Raw genomic sequence first — 18030 nt, 5'->3', positions numbered from 1 at the left:
GACATGGCTTTTTTGTTTTTTAGGGTTTGTTGCTTACCAACGATAAAGAGTTTAAAAAGAGGTCGATCAGCACCAAGAAGGCTGGAGCAAGATTCGACGTCGAGTGAGCTCCTTGATTACTCTTCTTGATCATCGACCGGCATAGGCCTTTAATTCCTTCAGCGTCAATGGTACTTGCCCGCAGGGTCCTGAAAAGAGACGTCAAGTACGTAGGACGAGGACCAGTTATGTCTTTATGATATGCTTTTTGTTGGTTAGATCTAAATCAACCTTCTCGGTGCTGATCAGGAAGACGTCAAGCACGAATTAAGCCGTGTCATTATGACACGGCTTTTTTGTTGTTTACTAAGTGCGTTTTTTTGTTAGCGGAAGGAACTGATAATTAAAGACCAATCAGCACCGAGAAGATTGAATGGGATCGAAGAGCAGATGCTTCCGAAGCTGCTTTTACATTCGTAAAAGCTTAGGGCAACTGAGTGTAGGCAAACCCTACATGAGTTAAAAGGTTTCCGTAGGAAACCTGCATCGGAAGCATAAGCTCTGGACTTCAAGAATCGGTTTAAGATTCGACGTCGGGTAAGCTCCTTGAGTCTACAGCGTGATCATTGGTCGACTTGATCATCGACCGATTCTAGCGGTGATAGTACGAGATATTCTCGCTCTCCAGCTTAACAACGCCATCATGTTGCTGTCTGCGAAGCTTTAAGCAGATAATAAGGCCGGGAATAGCGAGCCAGAGATGCCACAGCAGAAGGCCGCAGAAGCCGGACTGCTTGATCCAGGGAAACAGAGCACCGAGAACGCAAAGTCCGATCCAGAACATCGTAAGTTCTGTTTTGCGATAAAGCCCGAGTTTGACCTCTGAGACAGGACTGTAGCCCATATAAGGAATTGTGATGTTCCAGCCCCATCGCTGTCGTTGATAGTTGTCCACTCGCAGCAGGGTTAGTCGGTTCAGAATAAAGCGAAGCAGCGTTATTGCGGGCAATCCGATTAATCCGAATAGGAGTCCATTCCACCCGAAGAGAATGATCTCGATTGCGATACCTACGAAAGGTGCGATTTTGTAGGTTTGCAGCAGTCGGGGGTAGATATCTATTTTGTTGACTAGGCGGTATTGGTATACGGTAGCGTTTTTCTGTTCTTGTAAGGTTTGTCGCATACTAGGCTGTCCTTTCCGAGGATATCAACTCCTTTATCGGCTAGAAGGTAGCATTACTGAATATGGTGAATGATTATTGCGCCCATCTAATCACCAAAGTGACGTTCCATACATACGCTGAAATAAATGAGAGCCCAATTGACTAAAGTAGTAGAATTTGTACCATAATAATAGAGATGATCGTTATTCCCCCGTACTGAGGGCAAATTGCTTTTAGGAGGTATTCATCATGGAGGAAGCGAAGCATACGTGTAAGTGTATTATATGTGGTGAGCTGAAGAGCGAGGACGAGGGTATCCGAATTGTAACAGAATTCATATGCGATGACTGCGAGATTGATATTGTAGCTACGGATGTACTTGATGAGAAGTATCCTTTCTATATTCACCAGATGAAGCAAATTTGGATTCAGAGAAACGCGTGAAGAAGCCTTTTCCGATGACGGAAAGGCTTTTTCATTTGGAGCATGATATGAGATGATAATAAGGCCGTTAATTGAATGAATAAATGGAATATAGACGATATAGAGGATGAGCCTAATGGACAAAAAAATAAGAGCACCGTTATATGAGTGTCTCACTGCGCATGAGGCTTCACGGCCAGTATCCTTTCATGTACCTGGTCATCGCAATGGACAGGCATGGAGGACGGATAAAGAAGAACAAGCGATCCGCCATGAGCGGTTCGATCGCTTCGGCGGAATTTTGTCTATTGATGTTACGGAAATCTCTGCAACAGATGATCTGCATGCGCCAGAGTATGCGATAGCAGAGGCGCAGCGCTTGGCTGCTAACCTATTCGGAGCGGACGAGAGCATGCTGCTGGTAGGCGGCAGTACAGCTGGCAATATCGCGATGATTCTAACCGTATGTGAGCCTGGTGATCTTATTCTCGTTCAGCGAAACGTTCATAAGTCGGTATTGAATGGGCTGCGCCTGGCAGGAGCAAGAGCCGTCTTCCTGCAGCCAGCCTATGAGACGGACGAGGGAACAGCACTAGTGCCGCCTCTAGATACAGTAGAACAAGCGCTGCAGCGGTATCCGGAAGCGCGAGCGGTTATGCTGAGTACGCCAAACTATTATGGCAGGGCGGTAATGATCAGACCTTATGCTGATCTAGCACATAGTTATGGTATTCCGCTGCTGGTCGATGAAGCCCATGGGGCACATTATGGGCTCCATGAAGCATTCCCAGCGTCAGCGATCTCGCAAGGAGCCGATGTCGTCGTACAATCAACGCATAAGACGCTGCCTGCGATGACAATGGGCGCGATGCTGCATGTACGGGAGCGATATATCGATCTCGAACGACTGCGTGATATGCTTGCGGTTATTCAAAGCTCCAGTCCGTCGTTCCCGATAATGGCCTCTCTTGATATTGCCCGGGCAATGATCGAGGAGGAGGGGCCGGCCTTCTTCGAGGCTGGATTGAGGCAGGCCGCTTTATTCAGAGTAGAAATGAAGAAGCGGAATGGACGGTTAGTTGCAGCGTCTGATGGGAAGAAACAAGATCAATCCGTATCGACGACTAAAACAGACGTATACGGGCCTAAATGGAACAATGACATACGAATTGATCCACTACGGGTTCTGCTGCATGATGAGCGTGGACTTGTAAGCGGCTATGAGCTTCTTCGGATGCTGGAGGCGCATGGATGTTGGGCAGAGATGGCCGATGAGCACCGGGTATTGCTGCTGTTCGGACCATACGTGAGTGATGATGAAACGAAACGACTCCTTGCTGCATGTGAAGCAATAGAACAAGTACTGGAGTCTGATGATAAAGAACATGACAAAGGCAGAGTTGGTTCACAACGGCTTGAGAGTGCCCAAGATGAGGTAGAAGTGGATCAAATGATCTCGGAGCCGATTCTTTTCACGATGGATCGTGTAAATCGGGATACCATTACGACAGTCACATTGCCGGACTCCGTCGGATATATTAGTGCGGAGACGATTATCCCCTACCCGCCAGGCATTCCTCTTATCTATGCCGGGGAGCGCATTGAACAATCAGTGGCCACGAGACTCGCTAGGCTCGCTGAAATGGGCGCCAAGTGTCAAGGAGCATCCGATCCGACACTCCGGACGATTCGGGTAATACAGTAAGTAAGGTAAGCACAAATAATGTGACGGTTCTTAACGGCTTTTTGCTATGATAGATATAGATGATATTTCTAGATGAATTGAGGCGTGGAAGTTGACGGGATTGTTTATTTCGATAGAGGGCGGAGAAGGTGCAGGCAAAACAACCGTTATTACCGGTATCGCGAAAGCGCTGCGGACTGCTGGCCACCAAGTAATGACGACGCGGGAGCCCGGCGGTATTCCGATTGCAGAGCAAATTCGGGCTGTCATTCTGGACCGAGACAATACGAGCATGGATGGACGGACTGAAGCGCTGTTGTACGCTGCGGCGCGCAGACAGCATTTGACAGAGAAAGTCGTGCCGGCTCTTGAACAGGGGCAAGTCGTGTTGTGCGATCGTTTCATCGATAGCAGCCTCGCTTATCAGGGTCATGCACGAGGTATCGGGTTCGATGAAGTGATGGCAATCAATGCTTTCGCGATCAATGGGCTCATGCCAGCGCTCACGTTGTATCTGGATGTAACGCCGGAGGTTGGACTGCGCCGTATCCAGGAATCGGCAGGACGGGAGATTAATCGGCTCGACTTGGAGGCGGCGTCTTTCCACCATAAAGTGAGAGAAGGCTTCTTACAAGCGGCTGAACGTTTCAAAGAACGTATTGTCATCATTAACGCAGAACAACAGCCGGAAGATGTGTTAAATGATTGTATTACGACAATCCGTGCGCACCGTGCAGGAATTTAACAGACTTTTGTCAAAATAATAGAGATAGCTATGTCATAGCTAACTATCCATTGGTCTAGGGAGGGATTGAAGATGAAGTTAGTCATCGCAATCGTGCAAGACAAAGATAGTAATCGGTTGTCCAATGCGCTCGTTCGGGAAGGTATCCGCGCGACTAAACTGGCCAGCACAGGCGGATTTCTGCGTGCCGGCAACACGACCTTCATGATCGGTATTGAAGATGATCGGGTTCATGAAGTGCTTCAGGTTATTCGATCGAACTGCAAAGTAAGGGATCAGCTTGTTACACCGGTGTCGCCGTTGAATGGATCGGCAGATTCCTATATTCCATTCCCGGTGGAAGTACAAGTGGGCGGCGCGGCGGTATTCGTCGTTCCAGTCGAACGGTTCGAGCATTACTAAAGATAGAAACGGTCGCGATCGGGGATCTGCGAACAAGAAAGGGTGTGACGACCTTTGAAAATCGAATCAGGATGGCGTCCGCTTGAGCAACGGTCGCGAACGGATCAGTTGAATAAAGCAGTAGTGTCCAGGAGTTTCTCGGATGTGCTGCAGCAGAACGAGCAGGAAAGAACGACGGAACAGCTTCAACGCAAGCTGCAGGATATATATAATCAAGGCGAGCGTCTGACACGCTCGATGACAGTACGGGAGCTTAAGCTGTACCAGCAGATGGTGAAGAAGTTTCTCGAGGATACCGTTAGACGCGGAGTCGGGCTCAAGGAGCAGCGAAGCTTCGACCGACGCGGCCGTATGAAGCGGTACAAGCTGCTCGATGAGATCGATGAGAAGCTCATTGAGATGGCGGAGGAATTGCTGCAGAGCGAGCAGGGAAGACTGGAACTTCTAAGCAAGATCGGCGAGATTCGAGGATTGCTTATTAATTTGTTGTATTAGCGAGTATTAAAATGAGAGTTCAGAAAGTTCGGTTTATGCATCTTGTGATGCTTCGTGATCAAAAGCGGACTTTTTGAACTACCTCAATATAAGGAAGGAAACTGCATCATGAGTATGGATCAAGTGCCAGGACAAGAGAAAGCGAAGTCGATGCTGCGTTATGCGCTGCGAAGCGGCAAAGTATCGCATGCGTATCTGTTCAGCGGACCGCGCGGAACAGGCCGCAAGGCGCTGGCGCTTGCTTTTGCCCAAGCGTTGTTCTGTACATCGGGTGGAGAAGACGCTTGCGGCCATTGCATCGAATGCCGCAAGTTCGAACATGGCAATCAGCCGGATCTCCATCTGCTGGAGCCGGATGGTGCGTCAATCAAGCTTGGCCAAATTCAGCAGCTGCAGCGTGAAATGTCATACCGAAACGCAGGCGTGCAGCAAAAGGTATATATTGTTGAGCAAGCAGAAACAATGACGCTTCAAGCAGCCAACAGTCTGCTGAAGTTTCTGGAAGAGCCGCAGTCCGAAATCGTTGCATTGCTGCTTACGGAGAATGTACAGGCGATGCTGCCAACGATTCGGTCACGCGTTCAGATGATCCCATTCGTACCGCTGTCTCCTAAGGATCTGCAGGCTGCATTGGAGGCAGAAGGGATTGCGTCGATGCAGGCTCGTACCGCATCTCGAATCGCTTCGGGCGTAGAGGCGTGCAGGGCGCTTATCCAGCAGAATGGGTTTGCAGAAACAAGAAACGTAGTGATACAATTAGGCAAGGAGAGCCTAAGCCGATTCACTGCAGCGATCGTTACCGTTCAGCAGCAGGTCGTGAAGTCTGATGTTGGACAAGATCCGCAGCTTTTGCTCACTATGTTGTTATTGTGGTATAAAGATATGATTCATTACCAGGCTGGAAGGCTTGAAGAAATCGTTTTTATAGATCAGTCAGAATGGATTGGCAAGCATGCGTTCTCCCGGACACCGGATGGATGGGTGAACTGCATGGAGCATGTGCTGGAGTGCAGCAAGCGAATACGCGCACACGTATCGACGCAGCTGGCGCTGGAGCAATTACTGGTGAATCTACAGGAGGGCTAATGCCTTGTATAATGTCGTCGGGGTCCGCTTTAAGAAAGCGGGCAAGATCTATTACTTTGATCCCGTCGATCTGCCCGTAACGAAAGATCAATATGCAATCGTCGAGACGGCGCGCGGTATCGAATATGGGAAAGTAGTGGTGGGACAAAAGCAAGTCGGTGAATCGGATGTTGTCCTTCCTCTCAAGAAAGTAATACGTATCGCAAACGAAGCCGACGCGAAGGTGGTAGAAGAAAACAAACGGTCGGCGAGCCAAGCATTCACGACATGCTTGGAGAAGATTCGCAACCATCAGCTTAAGATGAAGCTGGTTGATGTGGAATATACGTTCGACCGCAATAAGATTATTTTCTATTTTACCGCCGAGGGTCGGGTTGACTTCCGTGAGCTGGTCAAGGACTTGGCTAGCGTGTTTCGTACACGGATTGAGCTTCGCCAGATCGGCGTTCGCGACGAGGCGAAGATGTTGGGCGGTATCGGTCCTTGCGGACGAGTGCTTTGCTGCTCGTCATGGCTGGGTGATTTTGAACCGGTATCGATCAAGATGGCGAAGGATCAGAACCTATCGCTTAATCCGACGAAGATTTCGGGTCTATGCGGCCGATTAATGTGCTGCTTGAAATATGAGCATGACAACTATGAAAGTGTCCGCGAAGAAATTCCGACTATCGGTAAAATTGTCATTACTTCGCTTGGCGAAGGCAAAGTAACAGGAATTAATGCGGGGAGCAAGACAGTGTTCGTACAGCTGCTCGACATCGGCGGGAAGCCTAAAGAGCTCCCAATGGATGATGTCGTCGTGAAATAACCCGTTCCAACACGATCCTGAGGTGGGAACAAATTTGGATAACAATGATCTGTTTGTACAAATGGACGAGCTGGAAGGCCGCGCGGGCGCCGTTCACGCCGAACTCGGGTTAATGAAGCTGCATATTAAAAGATTGCTCGAGGAGAATAAGCGGCTGAGTATAGAGAATGATCAATTGCGCAAGCTGCTAAGACAGGGGACCCCTTTCCTGGAGCCACAACAGGAGCCGGCGGCTGCGGACGAAGTACCGGATCAAACGGAAAGTATGGAGCAGTTAGATGTACTTCCCCCGTCTTCTCCGGAGGCTGAGCCGTTCCCCGTTATTGGCGGCGGTCATGATAATCTTGCCCGTCTATATCATGAAGGCTTTCATATATGCAATGTCTATTACGGGCATTTGCGGACGGAAGGCGATTGTTTATTCTGTCTCTCGTTTTTGAATAAATAACGCATTTCGATTTCTATATTTCGAACAAGACCCTTAAATGGGTCTTTGTTTTGTTTAGGCAGTCTTATTGGCAACAATGAGGATAGGTAGGAGTGGAGGATCGTTGACGGTGGATGTCGATAAAGGGTTAAACAACGGAGTTCAGGAGCAAAAGGTGACGAATAACGCGGAAATGGAGCTGCTTCCAGGCGAGAGGCTGGATGATCTGATGACGAAGGAGCTTCAAATCATCCAGAGTCGAGATGTGTTCAGCTTCTCGATGGATGCGGTGCTGCTCGCCAGATTTGCGTCTATTCCTCCGCGTGGGCGGGTTATTGATTTGTGCACGGGCAATGGTGTCATTCCGATGCTGTTGTCGACACGGACACAGGCGTCAATCGACGCAGTGGAGATTCAGCCGAGGCTGGCGGATATGGCTAGACGGAGTGTGGCGTATAATAAGCTTGGCGACCAGATTCGCATTATCGAGGCTGATCTGCGACAATATCCGAAAACAGCTGGCAACGGCATCTACGATGCGGTTACGGTCAATCCGCCTTATATGCCAGCTCAAACTGGTGATCAGAATGAGAATGAGCATTATGCCATAGCTAGACATGAAGTGCATTGCACGCTCGATAATGTCGTAGAGGCGTGTGCAAGGCTTGTACGGACCGGAGGCAAAGTGTCTATGGTACATCGGCCGAACCGACTAATGGACATTCTGGAATCGTTCCGTCGCTGGAAGCTTGAGCCGAAACGAATCCGATTCGTCCATGCGCATGCCGAAGCTGAGGCTAATATGCTATTAATTGAAGCGATAAGGGATGGCAAGCCATCGGTGAAGCTTCTGCCTCCGCTTATCGTATATACGAAGGAACGGCAATACACCGAAGAGCTGATGCGGCTGTACTACGGCAGCAATGGATCGTGGGCCGCAGGCGCGGACGGGAAGGAGAACGAATGATACAGGTTCAACGGAGTTTTGCAGGGGAGAGCGGCGGAACGCTCTATCTGGTGGCAACGCCAATCGGCAATTTGGAGGACATGACCTTCCGTGCCATTCGGACACTGCGTGAAGTGGATTTAATTGCAGCGGAAGATACGCGGCAGACGCGTAAGCTGCTGACCCATTTTGAAATTCAGACACGGTTGGTCAGCTACCATGAACACAACAAGAAAGCGAGCGGACCAGAGCTTATACGGCTGCTGGAGGAAGGAACATCGATTGCGCTTGTTAGCGATGCAGGATTGCCAGCTATATCTGACCCAGGCGCAGACTTGGTTCGCGATGCGGCGGAGCGGGGAATTAAAGTAGTACCCGTGCCAGGCGCTAATGCGGCGCTGTCCGCATTGATTATATCAGGACTGCCTACTGAACGGTTTCTATTCGCAGGCTTCCCGCCAAGACAACGTAAGGCCTTGAATGAATGGCTGGCAAGCATCGCGCATGAGCAAGGCACGATTATGATGTATGAGTCCCCGCATCGGATTACGAAGACGCTTCCTGCTATGCTCGAGGTGCTTGGTGATCGCCGAATTGTTATGGCCCGCGAATTGACCAAGCGCCATGAGGAAGCGGCCCGCGGTACGATCACGGAATGTATCGCTTGGCTGGACGAGCATCCTCCGCTTGGCGAATATGTTGTTGTCGTTGAGGGGCGGACGGCGCAAGCAGCTGGCTACTCAGCGGATAGCAGCGTGGGAGATACAGCCGATGGCGTTCCGAATGGGGCAGGCGAGCTATGGTGGTCGGCACTATCGCTCGATGCTCATGTGCGGCATTACGAGGAGCAAGCTCAACTAGATCGGAAGGAAGCAATCAAGCGAACGGCAGCTGACCGTTCGATGCAGAAGCGGGACGTATACAATGCGGTCATGCGTAAAGACGAAAGTGAATGAGAGAAATCGGCTATCGAAATAATTTGATAGGCGTCAGCAGTTATAAGGTGTGGTAACTCGAAAGGTTATCCACCTTTTGTCCACAGAGAGTAAGACAGCTAACGAAGATTTTTGAGGCGGTAGATTTGATGGACGCGATTCGGGGAGAATGCCATGCGTGGAGCAGGATGCGGACGTTTTCATCTGGACAAAAAAAAAGACCTTCCAGGCCGGGTTTAAGCGCTGGAAGGCGTAAGGAGTATGAAAAAGGTTAGAATTAACATGTGGATAAGTATATTATAACCTATAATTCTTATTTTGTCACAGGTGCAGGCAATTCTGATAGGCAAACATTGCAAACAATTTTTCCTTTGAAGTATGCAACGTTCTCTGCGTTGCCGCAGAAGATACAAGCTGGCTCATATTTCTTGAGCATGATGCGCTCTCCGTCCACATAAATCTCCAACGCATCCTTCTCACCAATACCCAGCGTACGGCGCAATTCGATTGGAATTACGACACGGCCCAACTCGTCAACTTTACGAACAATACCAGTAGATTTCATCATAGGAATCAGTCCTCTCTCAACATAATTATTAATTCGTCAACTTTCGACACAGTTTTACTTTTTATGAAATATATAGTACCAAGAATACCCAGATCAGTCAATATAGAAAAAATGTAAATAGTGCGCTGCATTTTCTGTATTTCCTGTAAACAAGGCATTAAAACAATACAAATATCATACAACAAACTGATTACGTTTGGAAATGAACATGCGACAGTTTTCGACAAAAAACATAGTCCTGTGTCGAAATTTTGAACAAATTAGCTTTTAAGGGGTGTGATTTACATGGAGCGATTGCTAGCAGAAGAGAAGGTTTTTAAGGATCCCGTACATAAATCGGTATATGTCCAGGATGAGCTGATTTGGAATCTTATTAATTCAAGAGAATTTCAGAGGCTTCGCAGGATTCGACAACTAGGAACGTCGTACCTAACCTTTCATGGTGCAGAACACAGCCGATTCTCTCACTCGCTTGGCGTCTATGAAATTACACGACGTATAATCTCGCAGTTCGAGCGCAATGAATACAAAGACTGGCCTCGGGAGGAACGGCTGCCTGCTCTATGCGCGGCGCTGCTGCATGATCTTGGACATGGACCGTTCTCGCACTCCATTGAGGCGGTTTTCGACACCGATCATGAGGATTGGACATGCCGTATTATAATGGGAGAGACAGAGGTCAATCAGATTCTGCGCGAAGTGGATGAGACCTTCCCGGCACGTGTCGCTGCTATTATTAAGAAGCAATACGATAAACCGATTGTTGTTAACCTCGTATCGAGCCAGATGGACGCGGATCGGATGGATTATTTGCTGAGGGATGCTTATTTCACGGGGGTTCATTACGGAACATTTGACCTGGAGCGGATCCTTCGCGTGCTTCGTCCTCATCAAGGGCGTATCGTGGTCAAAGAAAGCGGCATGCACGCAGTGGAAGATTACTTGATGTCGCGCTATCAAATGTACTGGCAAATCTACTTTCATCCCGTAACGCGAAGCTCGGAAATTATACTGCGTCACATCTTCAGAAGGGCCAAAGAATTGTTCCAGAATGGTTATACATTCGACTGGCTGCCAACGCCGCTGTTGAAGCTGTTCCAAGGGGAACTCACGACGAGTGATTATTTCCTATTAGATGAAGCGTTAGCTCAGACGGTATTCATGGCGTGGTCAGACGAGCGGGATGAATGGCTGTCGGATCTGTGCCGCAGGTTCCTACATAGGCGGTTGTATAAAGAAGTCATTGTAAGCGATCATAATGATGCCCTCTTCGAAGAAGCGAGGCAGCAGCTGCGTCAAGCGGGCCTGCATCCCGACTACCATCTCGAGGTTGATTTCCCATTCGACCTTCCTTATGATGTGTACCGGCCCGATGCGGGTAATGGGAAGAAGAACAGCGACAAGCCGCCGATTCTGCTGCTTGACTCGGAGGGTGGTTTATCGGAAATTTCGGCCCGTTCGGATATTATTCGTTCGCTGACCGGCTTGCATCAGGACAAGCATCGCTGGTATTTCCCAGACGATCTGCTGCGTCCGGTTGCGCATAGGCTCGACGCCCGCATACGCGCGATTTTTGGCTATTAGAACTCGAAGAAAATAAACGTTTTATATATAGGAAGGAGAAAGTAAGACAACATGAACGGAAAAGTTACATTAATTGATACGCATACGCACTTGGACAATCACAAATTCGACAATGACCGTGAGGAAGTTATCGCACGAGCAAGAGAAGCGGGTGTCGAAATTATGGTGAATATCGGGTTTGACCGCGAAACGATTCCGACGACGATGGCATTGGCGGAAAAGCATGATTTTATCTATGCGGCTGTTGGCTGGCACCCTGTTGAGAGCATCCATATGCAGGAGGGAGATCTCGAATGGATCGAGTCGCTGATGTCGCATCCGAAGGTTGTGGCTATCGGTGAAATCGGTCTCGATTACCACTGGGATACTTCACCGAAGGATGTCCAGCATCGCGTATTCCGCGAGCAGATCCGTCTGGCGCGCAAAGTCGGTAAACCGATCGTCATTCATAACCGAGATGCTTCGGAGGACGTCGTACGTATATTGAAGGAAGAGAAGGCGGAAGAGGTCGGAGGCATTATGCACTGCTTCTCCGGCAGCTGGGAAACGGCCAAAGCTTGTCTCGATATGAACTTCTATATTTCGTTCGGCGGACCGGTTTCATTTACCAATGCAAGGGTTCCAAAGGAAGTGCTTTCACGAGTGCCGGACGACCGTCTGCTCATCGAAACGGACTCCCCTTATTTGGCACCGCACCCTTATAGAGGGAAGAGAAATGAGTCCTCCTATGTCGCACTGGTAGCTGATGCCGCTGCGGCAATTAAAGGAATGAGCGTTGAAGAAATTGGATATTTAACGTCTCTAAACGCTAGAAAATGTTTCCGTTTTGATCAATAATGGCTGAAATCGTGAGGAATCGGGACCTTACGCGTGATAAAAGTTGATTTTGTCCCCAAAACCGCTTCTCTTTTCGCTGAATTTCCTTAAATATCGTTTAAATCGTCTTTTATCTGTTCTTTACAATGCATGCGAACACGGGGTATGATTCATTTCAGAACTTACACAATGTATTGGATTTCCAGTAGTACGCTTAATCTCCTAACGGAGAACGGGGGAACCATATGTGGAAATGCTGCACAGTGATTTGTGCGCATGGAAGCATAACCGATGGGGTGAATTTGGAAGCATTGCATAGCGGTCGATCCGCTGCAATGTGACGATAGGGCAACTCTCTTGCCCGAACCCGACAGCTAACCTCGTAAGCGAAATAGAGAGATCAACCTTCGAATCCCACTTTCCATGTTTAGTCGCGACCAAACGGGAAGCCACGAAGCAGATGATCCTCTGTCGATGGCTTCTTTTCTTTTCGAATAAAGAAGTTTACGTCGACATAGGGTTAGCAATGGAGGTGAAGGTGAGAGGGACTGGATAGCATGATTCGTCATGCCAATATACTATAGTCGCGTCAATTGTATCATGCGAAACACTCGACGGCGGGACTTTGAAGGAGGACCGAAGAAGTGGGCGTAATTCCGCAAGAGGACACCCATGGGAAACGATCATCCAGCATGTCATTCGCATTGCGATGGAAGCATGAAAACGTGCGGTTAATCACATTGAGTATAATTATCTCAATCGCTATGACTTTCATGTTATTGGTGTTGTTGTACGGAACGGCTGAGAGAAGCGTCTCCGTAGTAGTGAATGGACAAGAGAGCATCGTGAAAACGAAGCAATGGGTCCTGCAACGCCTACTGGATGAACAAGCTATTACGGTTGGGCCGCATGATAAGGTGTCGATCCCTTTGAATGCAGCGATTAAGGATGGAGATCGTGTCGTCATCGACACGGCGAATCCAGTGACCGTAACAGCTGATGGCAAGACTTGGACTGTGTACACGACCGAGGATACCGTGCAAGCGGCGATCGAGGAATTAAATATTCCGGTTCGTAGCTACGACAAAGTATATCCGGCGCTGACGGCTGACCTGACACCGAACATGGCGGTGAAGGTCGTACGTGTGGAGCGTAAAGTAACGAGCTCCCAGCATACGGTTCCTTTCACGATCGTGAAGCAAGAAGATCCTACCCTTGAGCAGGGTAAGGAGAAGACGGTTAAGAGCGGCACTGATGGTGTCGTTGTGAAACAATTCGAGAGCGTGTACGAGGACGGCAAGCTCGTATCGACAGCGCTCGTCGAGAAAGCCGTACAGCGGCCGGCGGTTAGCCAAGTGGTTGCTGTCGGTACGAAGAAGGCGCAGCCGAAGGTTACGACATTATCGGCCAAGGCTTCGAGCGGCCCGCAGACGGTATCTTTGAAAGGCATTTCCTTCAAGGCGAAGAAAGTGCTGAAGAATGTTACGCTTACGGCCTATTCCGCCGGCGTGAAGTCGACGGGCAAGAGCGCGAACCATCCGCAATACGGCATTACCGCTTCCGGCACGAAAGTGAAGGAAGGACGGACGATTGCCGTTGACCCTAACGTTATTCCGATCGGTTGGTGGGTATACATCGAAGGCATCGGATTCCGTCGTGCGGAGGATAAGGGAAGCGCGGTTAAAGGAAACAAGATCGACGTTTATTACGAGAGCGAAGACTACGCGGAAGAGTTCGGTTCGAAGAAAGGCTATACGGTGTACATCATCGGGCCTAACAAACCGTCCTCCAGCTAGTGGGTGTCGCGTTATCCGATAGCAGTATCAGATATGTATCGTAATTCACAGCCAAATATGCCATCATAAGAAGAGGCGATGCCTCTTCTTTTTGTATGCTCGCGGGAAGGAATGGCGCAAGATGATTAAAGAAATAATTGTGGTTGAAGGCAAAGACGATACGACGGCTATTAAGCGCGCTGTCGAGGCAGATACAATAGAAACCGGCGGCTCTGCGATCGGCGAACAGGTGCTGAAGCGGGTTGAGCTTGCTATGGAACGCCGCGGCGTTATTATTTTTACAGATCCGGATCATGCAGGTGAACGCATTCGGCGTATCGTCGCGCAGCGTGTTCCCGGCTGCAAGCATGCGTTTCTTCCTCAGGAGGAAGCGATGTACAAAGGCGATATCGGTGTCGAAAATGCATCGCCGGAAGCCATTCGCAAAGCGCTGGCTAATGTGCGAACGGAGCAGCTGGCAGGAGAAGGCGGATCGGTCGAAGTAACTTGGGACGATATTATAGAAGCGGGACTTACCGTTCATCCTCAGGCGTCTGAGCGTCGAGAGGTAATTGGCAAGCTGCTCGGAATCGGTTATGCGAACGGCAAAACCTTCTACAAACGATGCGTCAGCTTCCGAATTACGAAGACGGAGTTTATAGAAGCATGGCGGCAAATGGAACAGCAGCTGGAACAGGAGCGTGGCTAGTTAATGAGCAGCAATGAACAGAAGAAGAATACGGCGGTAGAGGTAGCTACCCCTTCGCGGACACGCGATATCGTGAAGAAATACGGCTTCGAGTTCAAGAAGAGTCTTGGACAGAACTTTCTAATCGACCAGAACATCCTGCACAAAATCGTGTCGGCTGCTGAGCTTGATTCGACCAAAGGTGCACTCGAGATTGGACCAGGTATTGGCGCACTCACGCAGCATCTGGCTCAATCGGCTGGCAAGGTGACGGCAGTAGAGATCGACAACCGTCTCATTCCGATTCTGCGCGATACGCTCGCAGGCGAAGATAACGTTGAGGTTATTCATGCGGACGTGCTCAAGCTGGATCTGAATCAGCTGTTCGCAGAGCGCTTCAATGATGTGTCAGGCGTCAGCGTAGTGGCGAATCTACCTTACTACGTGACAACCCCGATTCTTATGAAGCTGCTAGAGGAACGGCTGCCGCTGGAGAATATCGTCGTTATGATCCAGAAGGAAGTTGCAGACCGAATGGCGGCCAAGCCAGGCGGCAAGGATTATGGCAGCTTGAGCGTCGCCGTGCAATATTACTGCGTACCGAGCATCGTATGCATCGTACCGCATACGGTGTTCATCCCGCAGCCCAATGTCGATTCGGCAGTGATCAAGCTGGCGCTGCGGGATAAGCCCGCTGTCGAAACGCCGGACGAGGCGCATTTCTTCCGCGTGGTGCAGTCATCCTTCGCACAGCGCCGCAAGACGCTCATGAACAACCTATCGTCCTGGCTCGGCAAAGACCAGCGTGAAACGTTGACTACGCTGCTGGAGCAGATCGACATCGACCCAGGCCGCCGCGGCGAAACGCTCTCCCTAGACGAATTCGCCAAACTAAGCACTGCCCTTTACGAAGCCGGCCTCGGCCTGCAAGGTTAGGTTTACACGGCTAGCCACCGATCGACACTTGAAATAACAATGCCCCTATTCCATTGCATTATGTGCAACGGAATAGGGGCTGTATTTGTTTACAGCGTCTCCCGCTGTAAAACGTGCAACAGGAGCTGCCAATGGCTACAACCGACCCCGAGACGCCTTTCAACCGTTGTTTCTGTTGTACGGATTACAACCACAGCATGTTATGCAGGCATAACACACCTTTTCTGTTGTAACAATTACAACGGCGGCTGGGCAGAAAATGTTGCGGACATTCGAGTATGAGCACCTAATAGCTCAGTCCCGCCAAATGGTATACATACGTTCGAACTGCTTTTCCCTACTAAAGCCCTCAGATACCGAGGGGATCAAACTGTAGGAGCACCAAAAGTAAAGCGTGTCCTGCAGGGACTAAAGCGAGTATTAGCACGTACTGACTCTGGTGCGTCGAATCGTATGCGGACGTTCGAACGTACCCTAGGCTCATCTAAGCCTATCCCAATCCGTCAAACGTAGCTAAACTAGTCCTCCGGGAGTCCAGAGGGCGGGCCCTCGGGGCCCTCCCCTGAGACCAGGGGAGGGTTTGGGTGGGGTCGAAAATGGTTTTAAATTGTTTTTGAAAAAAGAGTCAGGTCCCACCAGGGACAAATAATTCGAGTCATAGGGCAGAGCACTTGTTAAATCCGGGTCCAAGGGGCGCAGCCCCTAACAAGGGGAGTTCAGAGGGCCATGCCCTCTGATATTGGTGTCACCTTCTAGGAAGGTCACCCATAGGATACACGAAGAGGTGATCTGCCCATGAAGCAAGGGGACTTGGTCGTCCGCAAATCATACGGCGGTGACGTGCTGTTCCGCATTGAACAATTACGAGAAAACCAACTAGCTGTCTTGAAAGGCACGGATTATCGGCTGCTTGCGGACTCGCCGCTTCTTGATCTGGCAGTCGTGAACGATCCGGATTCGACGCCAGCATCCCAGCAGGTTCGTATTAAGGTCAAAGAATCGCTGCGTCGAATGCAGGAGAATCGTCGGCCAGTCCATGAGCAGGATGGACCCATTCGGCTGGCTGCCCAGTCGACATCGAATCCTTCGTTTTATGAAATGCCGGGCAAAGTGCTTCATCTCGACGGCGACGGCAATTATATGCGCAAAAGTATGCAGCTGTACTCCCAGATGCGTGTTCCAGCACACGGTATTCACGTCCATGAGGCGCAAATGCCTGAGCTATTGTATCGTCTGCTGCCGGAATTGAAGCCCGATATCGTCGTCATTACCGGACACGACGGTGTATTGAAGAACAGGCGGAGTGAAGACTTAGGCAGCATCAGCAGCTATAAGAATTCGAAAAACTTCGTTGACGCCGTTCGCGTAGCACGCGACTATGAGAAAAACCGCGACTCGCTCGTCGTCATTGCAGGTGCGTGCCAATCTCACTATGAAGCGCTGCTGCAGGCAGGCTCCAATTTTGCAAGCTCGCCGGGTCGTATTCTCATTCATGCGCTCGATCCTGTCTATATCGCAATCAAAGCGAGCGCAACGCCGATTCGGGAGACGATCGACCTGCCTGAAGTGATTCAAGGTACGATCAGCGGGATTGAAGGGATCGGCGGCATAGAGACGATAGGTCGTCTGCGCAAAGGACTGCCGAAGCCGAAGTGGACGAAGCAGACGTCGCAAGCGAATGTTATAACGTAGACGATTATATGATTCTATTTTCCAGCCTAGAAATTCGAAAAATACTATTGACACCAACTTTTGTTGGCTGATATAATTATTGACCAATTTGACACTGCCTCCCTCGATCGTTATAATGGACGAGGAAAGAGGTGGTAGTGGACAATGGCAAAAAATGCGCTGTTGGAAATCAAACGCAGCTTAGAAGCCCATGTCGGATCTAAGATTCGGCTCCGCGCGAATGGAGGCCGACGAAAGACCGTCGAACGTACCGGAGTACTGGAAGAAATCTACCCATCTGTTTTCATTGTCAAGCTGGATCAGGAAGAGAGCGCATTTAAACGCGTTTCATACAGTTATGCGGACATATTGACCGAATCCGTCGAAGTCCATGTGTGCAACGAAGAAGGGCAAGTGCGCATCAACTATATACAATAGCTTCAACAGTCGGCATCGGCCGGCTGCTTCTAATGCGTGTCCAATAGGATGCGCATTTTTTTATTTGCCAAGGGCATGCTAATGAAGCATCAAGCCATTATTCGTCGCAGTGGCGGTTCAGCAATCAAGATCCTGATGTAGCAGCAGAGTGACTTTGAACTCCGTTCAAAGATCCTGATGTAAGGAGTGAAAAACAATGAGCAGAAGAAGACGAGGAACGATGTCCGAGAACTTGAAATATGAGCTGGCCAAGGATCTGGGCTTCTACGATACGGTTCAGCAGGAAGGCTGGGGAGGCATTCGCGCCAAGGATGCCGGCAATATGGTGAAGCGGGCGATTCAACTCGCGGAGCAGGCTGCTGCGAACAAAACGAACCAATAGCCAAGGTCAATCACGTATATCCGTTCTACGCTTCAGTCGCGCAGGCTTCCGTTCTAATGGCGGGAGCTTGTTTGCATAG

The 18030-nt window shown here is 49.7% G+C and carries 20 protein-coding genes and 1 riboswitch; of the genes, 18 read left to right on the top strand and 2 right to left on the bottom strand.

Going from position 1 to position 18030, the window contains the following annotated elements; translation table 11 throughout:
* Nucleotides 1–631 precede the first annotated feature (631 nt).
* Nucleotides 632–1162 (bottom strand): hypothetical protein, encoded by a 531-nt coding sequence (locus SBI19_RS23350; RefSeq protein ID WP_317971929.1) that lies wholly within the window; start codon nt 1160–1162, stop codon nt 632–634.
* A 229-nt stretch (nt 1163–1391) separates the two neighbouring features.
* Between SBI19_RS23350 and SBI19_RS23345 the strand changes: the two genes are divergently transcribed.
* From SBI19_RS23345 to rsmI, 10 genes are all read left to right on the top strand, one after another.
* The gene (locus tag SBI19_RS23345; RefSeq protein WP_317971928.1) at nt 1392–1586 is read left to right on the top strand and encodes a sigma factor G inhibitor Gin; all 195 of its coding nucleotides are present in this window, start codon (nt 1392–1394) and stop codon (nt 1584–1586) included.
* 115 nt (nt 1587–1701) lie between these two features.
* Entirely contained in the window at nt 1702–3270 is a 1569-nt protein-coding gene (locus tag SBI19_RS23340; protein ID WP_317971927.1) for an aminotransferase class I/II-fold pyridoxal phosphate-dependent enzyme, read from the top strand.
* A 91-nt stretch (nt 3271–3361) separates the two neighbouring features.
* Nucleotides 3362–3994, top strand: a complete 633-nt coding sequence (tmk, locus tag SBI19_RS23335; RefSeq protein ID WP_317971926.1) for a dTMP kinase — start codon at nt 3362–3364, stop codon at nt 3992–3994.
* A gap of 72 nt (nt 3995–4066) precedes the next feature.
* Nucleotides 4067–4396: a cyclic-di-AMP receptor gene (locus SBI19_RS23330; protein ID WP_317971925.1), complete on the top strand. Its 330-nt coding sequence runs from the start codon at nt 4067–4069 to the stop codon at nt 4394–4396.
* A 54-nt stretch (nt 4397–4450) separates the two neighbouring features.
* Nucleotides 4451–4891, top strand: a complete 441-nt coding sequence (locus tag SBI19_RS23325; RefSeq protein WP_317971924.1) for a YaaR family protein — start codon at nt 4451–4453, stop codon at nt 4889–4891.
* 108 nt (nt 4892–4999) lie between these two features.
* Nucleotides 5000–5977: a DNA polymerase III subunit delta' gene (holB, locus tag SBI19_RS23320; RefSeq protein ID WP_317971923.1), complete on the top strand. Its 978-nt coding sequence runs from the start codon at nt 5000–5002 to the stop codon at nt 5975–5977.
* 4 nt (nt 5978–5981) lie between these two features.
* Nucleotides 5982–6785 (top strand): PSP1 domain-containing protein, encoded by an 804-nt coding sequence (locus SBI19_RS23315; RefSeq protein ID WP_110046093.1) that lies wholly within the window; start codon nt 5982–5984, stop codon nt 6783–6785.
* Nucleotides 6786–6846: 61 nt separating this feature from the next.
* Nucleotides 6847–7233, top strand: a complete 387-nt coding sequence (locus SBI19_RS23310) for an initiation-control protein YabA (RefSeq protein WP_483312329.1) — start codon at nt 6847–6849, stop codon at nt 7231–7233.
* Between the two features lie 172 nt (nt 7234–7405).
* A complete protein-coding gene (locus SBI19_RS23305) occupies nt 7406–8179 on the top strand; it encodes a tRNA1(Val) (adenine(37)-N6)-methyltransferase (protein ID WP_317971933.1) in 774 nt (257 codons plus the stop codon).
* A complete protein-coding gene (gene rsmI, locus SBI19_RS23300; RefSeq protein ID WP_317971921.1) occupies nt 8176–9114 on the top strand; it encodes a 16S rRNA (cytidine(1402)-2'-O)-methyltransferase in 939 nt (312 codons plus the stop codon). The genes SBI19_RS23305 and rsmI overlap by 4 nt, the downstream gene beginning before the upstream one ends.
* A 292-nt stretch (nt 9115–9406) precedes the next feature.
* Here rsmI and SBI19_RS23295 read toward each other — a convergent pair whose 3' ends face one another.
* Nucleotides 9407–9661: an AbrB/MazE/SpoVT family DNA-binding domain-containing protein gene (locus tag SBI19_RS23295; RefSeq protein ID WP_006038197.1), complete on the bottom strand. Its 255-nt coding sequence runs from the start codon at nt 9659–9661 to the stop codon at nt 9407–9409.
* A gap of 285 nt (nt 9662–9946) precedes the next feature.
* Here SBI19_RS23295 and SBI19_RS23290 point away from each other — a divergent pair, with 285 nt between their 5' ends.
* The 8 genes from SBI19_RS23290 (at nt 9947) to SBI19_RS23255 (ending at nt 17951) form a co-directional block, all read left to right on the top strand.
* The gene (locus SBI19_RS23290; RefSeq protein ID WP_317971920.1) at nt 9947–11245 is read left to right on the top strand and encodes an HD domain-containing protein; all 1299 of its coding nucleotides are present in this window, start codon (nt 9947–9949) and stop codon (nt 11243–11245) included.
* 51 nt (nt 11246–11296) lie between these two features.
* Nucleotides 11297–12082, top strand: coding sequence for a TatD family hydrolase (locus SBI19_RS23285; RefSeq protein WP_317971919.1), 786 nt, complete (start codon nt 11297–11299; stop codon nt 12080–12082).
* A 180-nt stretch (nt 12083–12262) separates the two neighbouring features.
* Nucleotides 12263–12465: riboswitch (cyclic di-AMP (ydaO/yuaA leader) on the top strand.
* A 240-nt stretch (nt 12466–12705) separates the two neighbouring features.
* Nucleotides 12706–13857, top strand: a complete 1152-nt coding sequence (locus SBI19_RS23280) for a resuscitation-promoting factor (protein ID WP_317971918.1) — start codon at nt 12706–12708, stop codon at nt 13855–13857.
* Nucleotides 13858–13978: 121 nt separating this feature from the next.
* A complete protein-coding gene (gene rnmV, locus SBI19_RS23275) occupies nt 13979–14545 on the top strand; it encodes a ribonuclease M5 (protein ID WP_317971917.1) in 567 nt (188 codons plus the stop codon).
* 3 nt (nt 14546–14548) lie between these two features.
* Nucleotides 14549–15460, top strand: coding sequence for a 16S rRNA (adenine(1518)-N(6)/adenine(1519)-N(6))-dimethyltransferase RsmA (gene rsmA / locus SBI19_RS23270; protein WP_317971916.1), 912 nt, complete (start codon nt 14549–14551; stop codon nt 15458–15460).
* Nucleotides 15461–16255: 795 nt separating this feature from the next.
* The gene (gene yabG, locus SBI19_RS23265; protein ID WP_317971915.1) at nt 16256–17152 is read left to right on the top strand and encodes a sporulation peptidase YabG; all 897 of its coding nucleotides are present in this window, start codon (nt 16256–16258) and stop codon (nt 17150–17152) included.
* Between the two features lie 144 nt (nt 17153–17296).
* A complete protein-coding gene (veg, locus tag SBI19_RS23260; RefSeq protein ID WP_317971914.1) occupies nt 17297–17569 on the top strand; it encodes a biofilm formation stimulator Veg in 273 nt (90 codons plus the stop codon).
* A 196-nt stretch (nt 17570–17765) separates the two neighbouring features.
* Nucleotides 17766–17951: a small, acid-soluble spore protein, alpha/beta type gene (locus tag SBI19_RS23255; RefSeq protein WP_110046103.1), complete on the top strand. Its 186-nt coding sequence runs from the start codon at nt 17766–17768 to the stop codon at nt 17949–17951.
* The last annotated feature ends 79 nt before the right edge of the window (nt 17952–18030 follow it).

It is taken from the genome of Paenibacillus sp. CCS19 (assembly GCF_033239625.1).
In the GTDB taxonomy this organism is placed as follows: domain Bacteria; phylum Bacillota; class Bacilli; order Paenibacillales; family Paenibacillaceae; genus Paenibacillus_T.
Note: the sequence above shows the minus strand (reverse complement) of the source record. Positions and strands in the feature narration are given on the sequence as shown.

Bases quoted from the DNA above. Each gene is read 5' to 3' on its own strand.
- SBI19_RS23350 (WP_317971929.1), bottom strand. From the start codon at position 1,162: ATGCGACAAACCTTACAAGAACAGAAAAACGCTACCGTATACCAATAC.
- SBI19_RS23345 (WP_317971928.1), top strand. From the start codon at position 1,392: ATGGAGGAAGCGAAGCATACGTGTAAGTGTATTATATGTGGTGAGCTG.
- SBI19_RS23340 (WP_317971927.1), top strand. From the start codon at position 1,702: ATGGACAAAAAAATAAGAGCACCGTTATATGAGTGTCTCACTGCGCAT.
- SBI19_RS23330 (WP_317971925.1), top strand. From the start codon at position 4,067: ATGAAGTTAGTCATCGCAATCGTGCAAGACAAAGATAGTAATCGGTTG.
- holB (WP_317971923.1), top strand. From the start codon at position 5,000: ATGAGTATGGATCAAGTGCCAGGACAAGAGAAAGCGAAGTCGATGCTG.
- SBI19_RS23310 (WP_483312329.1), top strand. From the start codon at position 6,847: ATGGACGAGCTGGAAGGCCGCGCGGGCGCCGTTCACGCCGAACTCGGG.
- SBI19_RS23305 (WP_317971933.1), top strand. From the start codon at position 7,406: ATGGAGCTGCTTCCAGGCGAGAGGCTGGATGATCTGATGACGAAGGAG.
- rsmI (WP_317971921.1), top strand. From the start codon at position 8,176: ATGATACAGGTTCAACGGAGTTTTGCAGGGGAGAGCGGCGGAACGCTC.
- SBI19_RS23295 (WP_006038197.1), bottom strand. From the start codon at position 9,661: ATGATGAAATCTACTGGTATTGTTCGTAAAGTTGACGAGTTGGGCCGT.
- SBI19_RS23290 (WP_317971920.1), top strand. From the start codon at position 9,947: ATGGAGCGATTGCTAGCAGAAGAGAAGGTTTTTAAGGATCCCGTACAT.
- SBI19_RS23285 (WP_317971919.1), top strand. From the start codon at position 11,297: ATGAACGGAAAAGTTACATTAATTGATACGCATACGCACTTGGACAAT.
- rnmV (WP_317971917.1), top strand. From the start codon at position 13,979: ATGATTAAAGAAATAATTGTGGTTGAAGGCAAAGACGATACGACGGCT.
- rsmA (WP_317971916.1), top strand. From the start codon at position 14,549: ATGAGCAGCAATGAACAGAAGAAGAATACGGCGGTAGAGGTAGCTACC.
- yabG (WP_317971915.1), top strand. From the start codon at position 16,256: ATGAAGCAAGGGGACTTGGTCGTCCGCAAATCATACGGCGGTGACGTG.
- veg (WP_317971914.1), top strand. From the start codon at position 17,297: ATGGCAAAAAATGCGCTGTTGGAAATCAAACGCAGCTTAGAAGCCCAT.
- SBI19_RS23255 (WP_110046103.1), top strand. From the start codon at position 17,766: ATGAGCAGAAGAAGACGAGGAACGATGTCCGAGAACTTGAAATATGAG.